The organism is Catenulispora sp. EB89 (assembly GCF_041261445.1).
In the GTDB taxonomy this organism is placed as follows: Bacteria; Actinomycetota; Actinomycetes; order Streptomycetales; family Catenulisporaceae; genus Catenulispora.
This window is the reverse complement of record NZ_JBGCCU010000002.1, coordinates 376,857-389,405: the sequence shown is the minus strand read 5'-3', so window position 1 is coordinate 389,405 and position 12,549 is coordinate 376,857. Positions and strand designations below refer to the sequence as shown.

Genomic DNA, 12,549 nt, shown 5'->3' with positions numbered 1-12,549 from the left:
GTCACACGGCCGAGTTGAACGACGCGGCCACCGGCACCGTCGCGGTCCCCCCGTCGCGCGGCGGGCTGATGCGCCGGTCGACGTCCTCGGACCGCACCTCGCCGGCCGAGACCGAGCGCGAGACATCGGCCAGGGACTGCTCGGCCAGGTCCACCAGACCCGAGCTGACACCTGTCGTCTTGCCGTGGCGGTGCTTCATCCGTGGCTCCCGGTGGGGCGGTTCACACGTTGTCAGGCATGGCGATTCATTGCGCCTTCGCGGCGCCCGCATGCGAAGAGTTGCGGATAATCGCTCCTAGGAGGGATTCCTCTTGTCATCAGGTTATGTGACATCAGAGCGCGCTGATCAAGCGGACAGACGGAAATCCCCCGTATGGCCGCACCGCCGGCGCGCGAAAGACCCCTGGCACGCTCAAGCGCATGCCAGGGGTCTTAGGGAAGGCTTTCAGAAGTCGGCGCCGCTTCCGCCGCGCCGACCGCCGCCGGTGGCTGGAGCCGACCGGAGCCGGCCTGGATTCGGGCCGGAACGGGGCCGGAACATGTCCGGAATCGGCTGGAAGCGAAGCGAACCCGGCCCCGATTCCGCGCCGATCGCCGCCGTCAGTCGGAGCCGACCGGAGCCGACCGGAGCCGACCGGATCCAGCCTGGATTCGGGTCGGAACCGGGCTGCGACAGGGCCGCAATCGGTCCGGAAGTGAAGCGGACCCGGCCCCGATTCGAGCCTGATGCGAGCCCGATTCGAGCCCGCGAGCCCGCTTCGGCCCGGAACCGGCCTAGAAGTGGCCGAGCAGCCCGGTCAGGCTGCCCACCGGCAGACCCGAGGTCAGCCCGCCGACCACCGGCAGGTTGCCGGTAGGCAGCTGGCCCATGAGCGGCAGCGAGCTCTGCGGCTGGGCCGCGGCCGCCGGCGGCTGGGCCGACGCGGCGGGGATCGCGTAGCCGCCGACCGGCGCGGTGACCGCGGGCGCCACCGGCGAGACGGTCCGGCTGCGGGTGCCGGCGTGTGCCGGCGTCATCAGGGCCGGCGGGGTCGGCATGTGCGGGGGCGGGAAGGACGCCTTCAGGTCCGAGGCCGCCTGCTCGCCGACCGCGGCGGCGTTCGGCGAGGTCGGCGCCGGGTCGCCGGTCAGCTGGCCGACCACCGGCAGGTTCTGGGCCATCGGCCCGACTACCGGCAGCTGGCCGGCCAGGCCGCTCACCGGCAGCCCGCCGGCCAGGTTGCTCAGCGGAAGGCCGCCGGTGAGGCCGCTGACCGGGGCGGCCAGGCCGCCGTTCAGCGGCATGATCGAGCCGAGCCCGCCGGCCAGCGGCAGGGCCGAGCGGGTCACCGGCAGCGGCGCGGTGGCCAGCTGGGAGGCGTCTGCGGCAGCGGTCGAGATCGGCGCGGCGTCCAGCGGGGCGCTGGTCGTCGGTCCGGTCGTCGCGGAGGCGACGCCGCCGACGACGGGACCGGCGGCCATCGCGGCCGCCGTGACGACCAGGCCGCGCCGGACCGTGGTGCTCAAGGTGCTCATTGCCTGGTTCTCCTAGGATCGGGGCTGCCACGTCGACGCGACAGCTCCCTGCCCAACGGATGAACCCCGCTCCGGGAAACGCTGATGGGAGTAAAGGGAATGTAATATCTGCGGATAATGATCGAGTCGTTGGATATCAGAACCCGGTCGGAGAGTGGAATTCCTCGTCGAATTCCGCGATGTGCCGCCGGGCATCGTCGGCGCCGGTGAACACGAAAGCTTTGATCCCGGCTTCCCGCGCCGCGGCGACATTCACCTCGCGGTCGTCCAGGAAGAGCACTTCGCCGGCCGGCGCGCCGAGCCGGTCCAGCAGGACCCGCCAGATCGCGGGATCCGGCTTGGCGATCCCCACCTCGCCGGAGATCACGAAGTGCTCGAACGGCGCGGCCCACTCCCGGGACCGGAACGCGGTGCCGTGCGCGACCGGCGCGTTCGACAGCAAGGCCAGCCGCCGCCCGGCGGCCGCGAGTTCGGCCAGCAACGCCACAGACCGCGGGTCGAGGGTGTTCCACAGCTCGACGTCCGCGGCGTTCAGCTTCCGGGCCTGCGCCGGTCCGACCTCGACCCCGGCCCGGTCGCCGACCGCCTGCCAGTACTCCAGGGCGTCCATGCCCCGGTCGAACTTGTCGCGAAACCGCCAGTAGCCGTCCGTGAAACCGGCAGCCGGAGCCTCCGCGGACTCAGCCAGCCGCGCGAAGGCCTCCGGTGTCGGCCGCTGGGCGATGACCTCGCCGTAGTCGAACACGATCCATGTCATCGCCCCAGCGTGCCAGGCCTCAGCCGCCCTTCACCACCGAGACCTCGACGGTCCCGGCGGCCACCGGGGAGGCCGAGTTCCACTTGCCGGAGGAGCGGGTCCACACTTGGTCGGCGTACTGGACCTTGTCCACCGTCAGGTTCTTCGCCGAGGCGACCGCCCAGTCGGCGATCACGTGCGGGTCGAAGAGCCCGTTGCTGGACGCTATCCGCAGCGTCAGCCCGTCGCTGGTGTGCGAGTACTGAGGAGCGGCGTTGGCGCCGTTCGCGCTGAACTGCTTCACCAGCGCCTGGCCCAGGGCCGAGGCGCGCGGCGTCAGGCCGTTCGAGCCCGGGGTCTCGGCGGCGGCCTTCGGGTCGTTGTAGGTGCAGGTCAGCGAGGTGCCGGACTTGGCGTCCAGCGAGGTGGCCAGGACCGTGGCCATCTCCTCCCACTGCCCGTAGGACTCGCCGGAGGAGTCCGCGCTGCGCTGCACGGACTGCGCGGCCTTGCCGACGGAGATGCTCTCCCAGTTGTTCACGTTCAGCAGCGCGTGGAAGAACTGCCCGGTGGAGTACACGGGGTCCATGATCTGGTCCGTGGTGCCCCAGCCCTGCGAAGGCCGCTGCTGGAACAGCCCGAGCGAGTCGCGGTCGCCGCCGGTCAGGTTCTGGATCTTCGACTCCTGCTCGGCCGTGGCCAGAGCGATTATCGTCGCGCGCTCCGGCAGGCTTTTGGCCCGCGCCACCGCGGCGATCGTCGCCGCGTTCGCCATCCGCTCGTTGGAGATCTGGGAGGACTGGCCGTCCGCGCCGACGGCTGTGCAGTTCTCCGAGGAGAGCCCGCCGGTGAACGCGCGGTACACGAAGAGCCCTCCGGCGCCCAGCACGCCGATCAGCAGCACGGTCACTACCCACGCGCCGATGTGCCGGGACTTGCGCGGCGCCTGTTCCTGCCTGCCTCGGGGGCGGCCTCTCTGACCCATACCGTCCTGTTCCGTCCGCTAATGTCTGAGATCCGTCCTGCGGTGTGAACACCGCCAGGCCACCGTAGCTGAAACACATATCGTGGTGGCCATGACGAACGCACCGACCCCCCAGGATTTCGCCTCCCCGATCTCGGCCGTCATCGACGAGCTGTGGGAGCGCCGCTCGGAGCTGAGCCCGGCGGACTCCGACGCCCGCAAGGCCGTGGTGGAGGCCGTCGACCTGATCGACGCCGGCACCGCGCGGGCGGCGTTCGTGGACCAGGCCAGTGACGAGGTCGTGGTGGACGAGCGGGCCAAGCGCGCGATCCTGCTCTCCTTCAAGGTCCTGGACATGGTCGAGTCGAACGCCGGGGACTTCCGGTACCACGACAAGATGCCGCTCAAGACCGACCTCAACGGCGCCCGCGTGGTCCCCGGCGCGGTCGTCCGCTGGGGCTCCTACCTGGCCCCCGGCTCGATCGTGATGCCCGGCTTCATCAACATCGGCGGCTACCTCGACTCCGGCTCGATGCTCGACACCTGGGCCACGATCGGCTCCTGCGCGCAGATCGGCAAGAACGTCCACCTCTCCGGCGGCGTCGGCATCGGCGGCGTGCTGGAGCCGGCCAACGCCGTCCCGGTCGTGGTCGAGGACGACTGCTTCATCGGCTCCCGCTCGATGGTCGTCGAGGGCGCCCGGGTCCGCCGGGGCGCCAAGCTCGGCTCCGGCACCAACCTCACCAAGTCGATGCGGGTGTTCGACGCCGAGACCGGCGAGGAACTGCCGCGCGGCGAGGCCCCGGCCTGGTCGGTGTGCGTCAGCTCGACCCGGGTGAAGAAGTTCCCCGGCGGGGAGTTCACCACTCCCTGCCTGCTGGTGCTGCGCCGCCTGGAGCCCGGCGAGACGCACGACAAGCTGCAGATCAACGACATGCTCCGCGACAACGGGTTCACCGGCTGAGGACGGGGAGCGACCGACAGATGTCCGGCCTGGACCTCACGCAGAGCGCGGCCCGCCTCACCGCGGCGCTCGTCGACATCGAATCCGAGAGCGGGAACGAGAAGGCGCTCGCCGACGCGATCGAGGAGGCGCTGCGCGTTCATGCGCACCTGGAGGTGCTGCGCGACGGCGACTCGGTGCTGGCGCGCACCAACCTCGGCCGCGCCGAGCGCGTGATCCTGGCCGGACACCTGGACACGGTGCCGATCGCGGTCGACGGCACCGGCCGCCGCAACGTGCCCTCGCTGCTGGAAGGCGACTGGGAGACCGGCACGCTGCGCGGCTGCGGCACGTCCGACATGAAGGCCGGCGTCGCGGTGCAGCTGGTGCTGGCCGCCACGCTCGCCGAGCCGAACCGAGATGTGACGTACGTCTTCTACGAGTGCGAGGAGGTCGAGGCCGAGCGCAACAGCCTGGGCCGGCTGATCCGCACCCGGCCCGAGTGGTTCGCCGCCGACTTCGCGGTCCTGCTGGAGCCGAGCAACAACATCGTCGAGGGCGGCTGCCAGGGCACGATGCGGGCCCGGCTGACCTTCCGCGGCGCCCGCGCGCACTCGGCGCGCTCCTGGCTCGGCGACAACGCGATCCACAAGGCCGGCGCCGCGCTGCGGCGGCTCGCCGAGTACCAGCCGCGCCGGGTCGAGGTGGAGGGCCTGGAGTTCCGCGAGGGCCTGAACGCGGTCGGCATCACCGGCGGCGTGGCCGGCAACGTGATCCCCGACGAGTGCGCGGTGACCGTGAACTTCCGCTTCGCGCCGGACCGCAGTCAGGACGACGCGGAACGTCACGTCCGGGAGGTCTTCGCGGATCTGGACGCTGAGATCGTCGTCACGGACTCGGCCCCGGCCGCGCGTCCCGGACTGCACCTGCCGTTGGCGGCGGAGTTCGTCGGCGCGGTGATGGCGGGAACGGACGCCGAACCCACGGCGAAATTCGGGTGGACCGATGTCGCGCGGTTCGCCGAACTTGGCGTTCCGGGCGTGAACTACGGCCCGGGAGACGGATCCCTGGCCCACAAACCCGATGAATCAGTGGACTTGGGGCAAGTTGTTCGATGCGCGGAGCGGATGAGAAGCTGGCTCGGCTCCGCCTCGTGACCTGACACCCGCGGCGGCGCGCACCTCGTCACAACAGATGCGCGCCGGAGGCAACCGGTTGGGACTCAACAGCGTCTTACCAGCGGCGGAGCAGCTCCCCGGACGACCATGGGAGCCCGTGAACGCCCCGGCTGTCCAGGCAAGTTCCGAGAGGTCCGAAGTTTCGATGAGCCCGACCGGCTGGCCGATGACGGTGACGGCGATCCTTCTGGCGGTCGCCGCGCCGATCGGCACGTATCTGTTGTGGAACCGCATCCGCGGCCCGCGCCCGGTGCGCGCCGCCGCCCGGTTGTCGATGATCGGCGTGAGTCAGGTCATGGCGATCCTGCTGTGCGGCGTGATCGTCAACAACTACTACGGGCTCTACGCGTCCTGGGACGACCTGCTCGGCGACACCGGCAGCCCGGGCGTCATCATCCACGAGAACACCGCGGCGGCCGGCACCCCGATCACCGGCGGCGACCTGACCGACGGCCGGGCCCAGGGCGGTCGCGGCCAGGTGGTCCCGGTGGTGCCGCGCCAGCGGCCGGCCGGCCCCACGCAGGAGTTCAAGAAGTACGGCGACGACGCGGTGGTCACCAGCTTCGTCGGGCCCAAGTCCGGGCTGGGCGGCACGAACGACGTGATCGTCTGGACCCCGCCGCAGTACAACGACCCGGCGTACGCGAACGCCGCCTTCCCGGTCGTCCTGCTCTTCCCCGGCTACCCGGGCACCCCGCAGACCTGGTTCGGCAACATGGCCGGGCAGAAGGAGCTGGGCACGCTGCTCCAGCAGCACGCTTCCACGCCGTTCGTGCTGGTCGCGGTGAACATCTCCCCGGTCAAGGGCGTGAACACGGACTGCACCGACATCCCCGGCGGCCCGCAGGTGGCGACCTACATCACCGACGACGTCAAGAACATGATCGAGCGCAGCTTCCGGGTCACCACCGACCGCTCCGGCTGGGGCATGATGGGCTACTCCGAGGGCGGCCTGTGCGCCGGCAAGCTGCTGGTCCAGTACCCGCAGCTGTTCAGCGCCGCGGTCCAGATGAGCGGCGACATCCGGCCCGGCGGCTACGTCTCCAAGTACGGCGCGACGTTCGCCGACCAGAACTCCACTCTGTGGATCCTGCAGAACCACAAGCCCAACCCGCCGGTGTCCCTGCTGGCCGCGGCCTCGGCCGAGGACGCGCACGGCAGCGTGCTCTCCGACGCGCTGTCGCTGCAGCAGGTCGCCCCGGACGTGGTGGACGTGCTGAAGAAGGACCACGGCTCGCACAACACCGCGGTGTGGAAGCAGTGGCTGCCGCAGGCCTACGGCTGGCTGAGCCAGCACCTGGAGCAGGTGCACCCGCAGTCCTGACCGGTCCGGGGTCCTGCCGCAGGCCACGGCACGTCGGCCGGGCGCGGCGTGCTCGTCGCCTGTCAGCCGTCGCCCGGTCAACCCCGGCCGGTAGTGTGCCGACTATGAGTCAAGGCAGCGGCAACGGACACGGGACGGGCAGCAAGTTCACCGAGCGCTTCGTGGGGGCGGTGACCCGGCGGCGGGGACAGGAGCCGCTGCCGGCGGCCACTGCCGACCAGAAGCTGCTCGACCATGCCTACGGCAAGGACTGGAAGGACGAGGACCCCTGGCGCGTGCTGCGCATCCAGGGCGAGTTCGTCGAGGGCTTCGACTCCTTGGCCCGCACCGGCCCGGCCATCACCGTGTTCGGCTCCGCCCGGACCCCGAACGGCAGCCCCGAGTACCTGGTCGGCGAGCAGATCGGCCGCGGCCTGGCGGCGGCCGGCTGGACCGTCATCACCGGCGGCGGCCCGGGCGCCATGGAGGCGGCGAACAAGGGCGCCTTCGACGCCGGCGGCCGCTCCGTGGGCCTGGGCATCGAGCTGCCCTTCGAGCAGTCCCTGAACAGCTACATCGACCAGGGCATCAACTTCCGCTACTTCTTCGTCCGCAAGACCATGTTCCTGAAGTACTCCCAGGGCTTCGTGGTCCTGCCCGGCGGCTTCGGCACCATGGACGAGCTCTTCGAAGCCCTCACCCTGGTGCAGACGCACAAGGTGACGTCGTTCCCGGTGGTCCTGGTCGGCCGCGCATTCTGGGGCGGGCTGGTGGACTGGATCCGGGACACCATGGTCCCGGCGGGCAAGATCGCCCCCGGCGACCTGGACCTGATCCACCTCGTCGACGACCCGGACGAGGCGGTCGCGATCATGGGGAAGCCGGGGGAGCGGGGCTAGGGCTCCCTCTTCGGCAACGGACTCGTCGACAACAGACTCGGCCGCCGGAGCGGGATGCTCCGGCGGCCGAGTCTTCGTCTTCGTCTTCGTCTTCGTCTTCGTCTTCGTCTTCGTCTTCGTCTTCGTCTTTGGCGTTGCGCACCTAAGCGCCAGGCTCACCTATGCGCCGGTCCTACCTATGCGCCGGCCTTACGTAAGTGCGCTGCTACTACCTGAGCGCCGGTCCTACTTGGCGGTCAGGTTCGGCGTCGACAGCGTCGCGACGCCTCCGGCGGCGACGTGCGAGCTGCCGGTCGCGGTGTCGATCGCCGCGGCCAGCTGGTTGTCGATCCGCGCGGGCAGCGCCAGGTCGCCGCCGAACACGTAGCCGAAGTTGTCCGAGCCGCGGTTGGCGTCGAACAGCGTGTACTCGGCCGGGTTGATGCCGTAGGTCGGGTCGACCAGGACCAGCGGGCCGCCGTAGCGGCCCATCAGCGCGCCGCCGGACAGCGAGTCCGGCCAGTCCGTGCCGGTGGCGATGCCGACGGCGGTGAAGCCGGAGAACAGGTGGGAGGCGACGTTGTAGGACGTGGCGTAGCGGTCCGCGCCGCCCAACTTGTCGTAGCCGCCGAAGCCGTCGTCGGCCAGCGCCTTGTCCGCCTGGCCGCCGACCGCGGCGAGGTAGGCCAGGCTGTGGCCGTTGATGCGGGAGGCGATGTAGTCCGCGGTCACCGCGGGCATGGCCGTGTCGTCGGTGAGCAGCACCGCCATGCCGTTGGCCTGCGCGGCCACGGCGCCGGCGGACAGCGCGTCCGGGAAGTTCATGCCGGTGGCGGTCAGGACCTGGGTGGCGTTCGGCGCGTAGATGTTCGCCATGTCCACCGCGGTCTCGAAGCGGTCGTAGCCGCCGATGCGCTGCACGTGGTAGCCGAGCCCGGCGAGCTGGTTGGCGACGTTCGGCGAGATCGCCTGCTCGCCGCCGAGCACGTACACCGTGCCGCCGGCCGGCAGCACGCGCTGGATCTCGGCGCGGCTGGCGGCGTTCAGCGAGGCGGTCTCGGTCAGCAGCAGCGGCGCGTTCTTGTGCGCGGCCAGCGCCGAGCCGCCGAGCGCGTCGGCGAACTCGTCCGAGCGGCTCAGCACCACGGCCTGCGCCTGGGAGCGCTGGTCGGAGCCGGCGCCGGCGGTGCGGAACTGCTGCTGCGAGACCTGCACGGCGGTCGCGAACCGGTCGAAGCCGCCGAGGCGGTGGACGAACGCCGGGCTGTCGGTGCGCACGGCCAGGCCGCCGGACAGGTCCGAGATCTTGGTCTCCGGGGTCGGGTTCGCCTGCGTCGAGGCCAGGCCGGCCGCCACGCTGATCTGGAAGGTCGCGCCCGCGGCCTCGAAGGCGACGGTGGCGTTGTCGCCCTCGAAGATCGGGGCGGTGTGGTCGCCGGGGCCCCAGGTGATCTGCTTCGGCGCGGACCACGCGCCGTTGCTCAGGGTCGAGGCGAACAGCTGCTTGCTGTTGGTGGCGTCGTCGCGGACGAACACCACGGTGCGGCCGTCGGGGGAGATGGTCGGGGTGGTGCCGCCGGTCCAGAGGTCGCCGGGGGCGACGATCTGGGTCAGGACCTGCTGGCCCTGCGCGTTGTAGGACGCGACCGAGATGCCGTCGTGGTTCATGACGTCGGTCGTCTGGAACACCATCGAGGCGTTGAAGTCCCCGGCCACGTCGGCGTTGCTCAGGCCGGTGTCGGCCGGCCGGTTCTGGATCACGCCGTCCACCGGGTACGGGACGTTCGCGGCGGAGCCGCTGGCGGGCACGCCGACGATCCGCGCGTTCACGCCGCTGCCCTCGGTCCAGTAGACGGTCAGGCTGGAGGCGTCCCACACGGTGTGCGACGGGGCGGAGCCCTGCGCGATCTTGATGATGTTCGCGCCGTTGTAGTCGGCGGTGTAGATCCCGTTGTCCGCGCCGATGAAGGCGAACCGGCCGGCCTGGCCGGCCCAGGACACGTCGTGCGCGCCGGCCGGCAGGCTGACGGTCCCGCCGCCGACGACGTTGATCGTGCCGTCGGCCGTGATGGTGACCGGGCTGCCCGGGTTGCCCATGGTGGTGGCGTTCGCCGAGGCGGAGGTGGCCAGCACGGCCCCGACCGAGGTGGCCAGGACGGCGGTGAGCGCAAGGGACTTGCGCAGGCTGAAGTGAGCCATGAGTAGCGGTGCTCTTTCGACCGAGAAGGAAGCGGACGCCTCCCGGCGCCGCCGTCCGATACGGCGGCGCGCTATTCCCCCTCGGTTCGATGTTCTCGATTCCCCCTGGAGGCGGTGACGCCGATGATCAGCCTAAACGGCGTCCACACCTTGAGATCGCCGAAAAGGTGTAACGATTCGATCTCTGAGCTGGGACTTTCCTGTCAATGGGTTGATGACAGGGTGATGTGTCGGTTTCGCCCGGAAAGTGCGAGGTCTCGGGTGTGGTGCTCCCGGGTCCTACGCCAGACCCCGCTTGGCGACCGCCGGCTCCCGCAGCCCCTGGATCGCCGCGACCATGTCGAGCACCTGCCGGGTCTCGGCGACCTCGTGCACCCGGTACACCCGCGCGCCGAGCCACGCCGACACCGCGGTGGTGGCGAGCGTGCCGATCAGCCGCTCCTTCACGGGGCGGTCCAGGGTCTCGCCGACGAAGTCCTTGTTCGACAGCGACACCAGCACCGGCCATCCCGTGGCCGTCATGTCCGCCAGGCGCCGCGTGGCCTCCAGCGAGTGGCGGGTGTTCTTGCCGAAGTCGTGGCCGGGGTCGATCAGGATGCGGTCGCGCGGGACGCCCAGGGCCGCCGCGCGCTCGGCCTCGCCGTGGACGGTGCGCTCCAGGATGTCCGCCATCACGTCGGGGTATCCGATGCGGTGCGGGCGGGTGCGCGGTTCGACGCCGCCGGCGTGCGTGCACACCAGCGCCACCGCGTGCCGGGCCGTGACCTCCGCCAGCCGCGGGTCCCAGCCGCCCCAGGCGTCGTTCAGGACGTCCGCGCCCTCGGCGCACACCGCGTCCCCGACCTCGGCGCGCCAGGTGTCCACGGAGATCACGGCCTCCGGGAAGCGCTTGCGGACCTCGGCGACGAACGGGACCACCCGGCGCATCTCCTCGGCGGTGTCCACGACGTCGCCGGGGCCGGCCTTCACGCCGCCGATGTCCACCAGATCCGCGCCGTCGCTCAAGGCCTTCTCCACGCGGTCCAGCGCGGCGGCGTCGCCGAAGGTGGCGCCCTTGTCGTAGAACGAGTCCGGGGTCCGGTTCACGATCGCCATCACGAGCCGCTGGTCGGGGCGGTACTCGTACGGTCCCAGGCGCAGCGTGCCCTGCGGGACGGCGGCCGGCGGCGGGGCGTTCTCGGTGCGGTCGCCGGCGGCGCCGTCCGCGTTCGATGACATGGAGATCAGCCTAACGGCGACGGCGCGGGGCCGGGCATGGCACGATGTCCGCGTGCTGTACTTCCAATTTCTGGTCGTCGCGGCGGTGTTCGGTGCGATCGCGTGGGTGGCCGCGGGCCGTGGCGGGGGTCTGGACGACCCGCGCCAGGACCGTCCGGAGCCCGCGCTGGCCGACGATCGGCAGCTGGGCCGGGAGGACATCGACGGCGCCCGCTTCGCCGTCGGGTTCCGCGGCTACCGCATGGACCAGGTCGACCGGCTGCTGGACCGGCTCGCCGCCGAGATCGACCACCGGGACCGGCTGATCGCCGACCTGACGCGGCCGGCCGACAGCCGGTTCGGCGAGGGCGTCGGCTACGAGCCGGTGGCGCGGGTCCAGGACGCGGTGACCGGTGTCGAGGGCGGGTCCGGCGCGGCGACCGCGACGGCCGTGGTGCAGCCCGGCTTCGGCCCCGGCGTGGGCGTGGCGCCCGGCGCGGGCGAGCCGGGTCCGGCGGACGGTCAGAACCCTGAGGACGGCAACCCGCTGGCGGCCTGGTACCGGCGGCCGGAGAACGACCAATAGGGTCTTCGGTTTTTCAGCTCATCGGAACGGCCGGTCCCCACGGGGGGCCGGCCGTCGCAGTATCCGGTGACTGTATTGGTGTCGGTGGGGTGCCGGCTTCGGTGCCGGTAGGTGTGCCGGTGTCGGTAGCTGTCCCAGTGCTGGCGGCTGCGCCGGGCTCGCCGGTCAGCGCCCGGTGAAGGTCGGCTTCTCCTTGGCCAGGAACGCCCGCACCGCGTTGCGGTGGTCCTCGGTGGCGGCGGCCGCGTCCTGCAGGTCGGCCTCCAGGTCGAGGGTCTCGTCCAGGGTGTGCGTCAGCGCGAAGCCGACCGCCTGCTTCAGCGCCGCGTAGGCCGCGGTCGGCCCGGCCGCCATCCGCGCCGCGAGCTCGTCGACCGCCGCGTCGAAGTCCGCGGCCGGCACCACCCGGTGCACCAGCCCCAGCTCGGCGGCCTGCTCGATGCCGATCGTCTCCGGCAGCATCAGCAGCTCCAGCGCCTTGGCCGGGCCGACCAGGCGCGGCAGCGTCCAGGAACCGCCGGAGTCGGCGGTCAGCCCGATGTTGGCGAAGGCCAGGTTGAAGGCCGCCTTGTCGGAGGCGATCCGCAGGTCGGCGGCGAAGGCCAGGGCCGCGCCGGCGCCGGCCGCCACGCCGTTCACCGCGGCGATCACCGGCTTGGGGGCCGAGGTCAGGGCCCGCAGCAGCGGGTTGTAGTGCTCGCGCACGGTGTCCGCCAGCCCGGTGCCGGCCTCCAGCGAGGCCGCGTGCTCCCGCAGGTCCTGTCCGACGCAGAAGGCGCGCCCGGTGGCGCGCAGCACGATCACGCGAACGGAGCCGTCCGCCGCCGCCGCTGTCGCCGCGTCCCGCAGCGCCGCCTTCGTCGCACTGTCGAGCGAGTTCAGCGCGTCCGGGCGATTCAGGGTGATGGTGCCGACACCCTCGGTGACGTCGTAGACAACGTTGTCGGACATAGGGGGTCCCACTCTCCGCCTTATCGGCTTCCAGGCATGTACCAGTGTTGGTCGCGTCCGGTAGAACTGTTTGCAGACTCTGACGAAGCTACTCAGTCG

Annotated in this window: 12 protein-coding genes; 5 read left to right on the top strand and 7 right to left on the bottom strand. The window is 71.3% G+C overall.

From position 1 onward, the window contains the following. Position 1: 1 nt before the first annotated feature. The 4 genes from ABH920_RS05290 to ABH920_RS05275 form a co-directional block, all read right to left on the bottom strand. A complete protein-coding gene (locus tag ABH920_RS05290; protein ID WP_194915996.1) occupies positions 2-199 on the bottom strand; it encodes a hypothetical protein in 198 nt (65 codons plus the stop codon). 575 nt (positions 200-774) lie between these two features. Beyond that, positions 775-1,515, bottom strand: a complete 741-nt coding sequence (locus ABH920_RS05285) for a hypothetical protein (RefSeq protein ID WP_370347371.1) — start codon at positions 1,513-1,515, stop codon at positions 775-777. A gap of 136 nt (positions 1,516-1,651) precedes the next feature. Continuing rightward, positions 1,652-2,272 carry an HAD family hydrolase gene (locus ABH920_RS05280; protein WP_370347369.1) on the bottom strand — a complete coding sequence of 207 codons (621 nt, stop codon included), beginning with the start codon at positions 2,270-2,272 and terminating at the stop codon, positions 1,652-1,654. Positions 2,273-2,291: 19 nt separating this feature from the next. Next, the gene (locus ABH920_RS05275; RefSeq protein ID WP_370347367.1) at positions 2,292-3,236 is read right to left on the bottom strand and encodes a hypothetical protein; all 945 of its coding nucleotides are present in this window, start codon (positions 3,234-3,236) and stop codon (positions 2,292-2,294) included. A 91-nt stretch (positions 3,237-3,327) separates the two neighbouring features. Between ABH920_RS05275 and ABH920_RS05270 the strand changes: the two genes are divergently transcribed. From ABH920_RS05270 to ABH920_RS05255, 4 genes are all read left to right on the top strand, one after another. Then, positions 3,328-4,179, top strand: coding sequence for a 2,3,4,5-tetrahydropyridine-2,6-dicarboxylate N-succinyltransferase (locus ABH920_RS05270; RefSeq protein WP_370347365.1), 852 nt, complete (start codon positions 3,328-3,330; stop codon positions 4,177-4,179). A gap of 20 nt (positions 4,180-4,199) precedes the next feature. Beyond that, positions 4,200-5,315 (top strand): succinyl-diaminopimelate desuccinylase, encoded by a 1,116-nt coding sequence (gene dapE / locus ABH920_RS05265; RefSeq protein WP_370347363.1) that lies wholly within the window; start codon positions 4,200-4,202, stop codon positions 5,313-5,315. Positions 5,316-5,481: 166 nt separating this feature from the next. Then, positions 5,482-6,660 (top strand): alpha/beta hydrolase, encoded by a 1,179-nt coding sequence (locus ABH920_RS05260; protein ID WP_370347361.1) that lies wholly within the window; start codon positions 5,482-5,484, stop codon positions 6,658-6,660. Positions 6,661-6,764: 104 nt separating this feature from the next. Continuing rightward, on the top strand, positions 6,765-7,538 hold the full coding sequence (locus ABH920_RS05255; RefSeq protein WP_370347359.1) for a TIGR00730 family Rossman fold protein: 774 nt from the start codon (positions 6,765-6,767) through the stop codon (positions 7,536-7,538). Positions 7,539-7,763: 225 nt separating this feature from the next. Here ABH920_RS05255 and ABH920_RS05250 read toward each other — a convergent pair whose 3' ends face one another. Both ABH920_RS05250 and folP read right to left on the bottom strand, forming a co-directional pair. Beyond that, complete coding sequence (locus ABH920_RS05250) at positions 7,764-9,716, bottom strand: cell wall-binding repeat-containing protein (RefSeq protein WP_370347357.1); 1,953 nt, start codon at positions 9,714-9,716, stop codon at positions 7,764-7,766. Between the two features lie 279 nt (positions 9,717-9,995). Beyond that, complete coding sequence (folP, locus tag ABH920_RS05245) at positions 9,996-10,811, bottom strand: dihydropteroate synthase (protein ID WP_370347998.1); 816 nt, start codon at positions 10,809-10,811, stop codon at positions 9,996-9,998. 175 nt (positions 10,812-10,986) lie between these two features. Here folP and ABH920_RS05240 point away from each other — a divergent pair, with 175 nt between their 5' ends. After that, positions 10,987-11,499 (top strand): DivIVA domain-containing protein, encoded by a 513-nt coding sequence (locus ABH920_RS05240; RefSeq protein ID WP_370347355.1) that lies wholly within the window; start codon positions 10,987-10,989, stop codon positions 11,497-11,499. Between the two features lie 165 nt (positions 11,500-11,664). Here ABH920_RS05240 and ABH920_RS05235 read toward each other — a convergent pair whose 3' ends face one another. Further along, positions 11,665-12,450 (bottom strand): enoyl-CoA hydratase-related protein, encoded by a 786-nt coding sequence (locus ABH920_RS05235; RefSeq protein ID WP_370347353.1) that lies wholly within the window; start codon positions 12,448-12,450, stop codon positions 11,665-11,667. Positions 12,451-12,549 lie beyond the last annotated feature (99 nt).

Excerpts from the sequence above, each read along its gene's own strand:
- ABH920_RS05290 (WP_194915996.1), bottom strand. The coding sequence starts at position 199 with ATGAAGCACCGCCACGGCAAGACGACAGGTGTCAGCTCGGGTCTGGTG.
- ABH920_RS05285 (WP_370347371.1), bottom strand. The coding sequence starts at position 1,515 with ATGAGCACCTTGAGCACCACGGTCCGGCGCGGCCTGGTCGTCACGGCG.
- ABH920_RS05280 (WP_370347369.1), bottom strand. The coding sequence starts at position 2,272 with ATGACATGGATCGTGTTCGACTACGGCGAGGTCATCGCCCAGCGGCCG.
- ABH920_RS05275 (WP_370347367.1), bottom strand. The coding sequence starts at position 3,236 with ATGGGTCAGAGAGGCCGCCCCCGAGGCAGGCAGGAACAGGCGCCGCGC.
- ABH920_RS05270 (WP_370347365.1), top strand. The coding sequence starts at position 3,328 with ATGACGAACGCACCGACCCCCCAGGATTTCGCCTCCCCGATCTCGGCC.
- dapE (WP_370347363.1), top strand. The coding sequence starts at position 4,200 with ATGTCCGGCCTGGACCTCACGCAGAGCGCGGCCCGCCTCACCGCGGCG.
- ABH920_RS05260 (WP_370347361.1), top strand. The coding sequence starts at position 5,482 with ATGAGCCCGACCGGCTGGCCGATGACGGTGACGGCGATCCTTCTGGCG.
- ABH920_RS05255 (WP_370347359.1), top strand. The coding sequence starts at position 6,765 with ATGAGTCAAGGCAGCGGCAACGGACACGGGACGGGCAGCAAGTTCACC.
- ABH920_RS05250 (WP_370347357.1), bottom strand. The coding sequence starts at position 9,716 with ATGGCTCACTTCAGCCTGCGCAAGTCCCTTGCGCTCACCGCCGTCCTG.
- folP (WP_370347998.1), bottom strand. The coding sequence starts at position 10,811 with ATGGCGATCGTGAACCGGACCCCGGACTCGTTCTACGACAAGGGCGCC.
- ABH920_RS05235 (WP_370347353.1), bottom strand. The coding sequence starts at position 12,450 with ATGTCCGACAACGTTGTCTACGACGTCACCGAGGGTGTCGGCACCATC.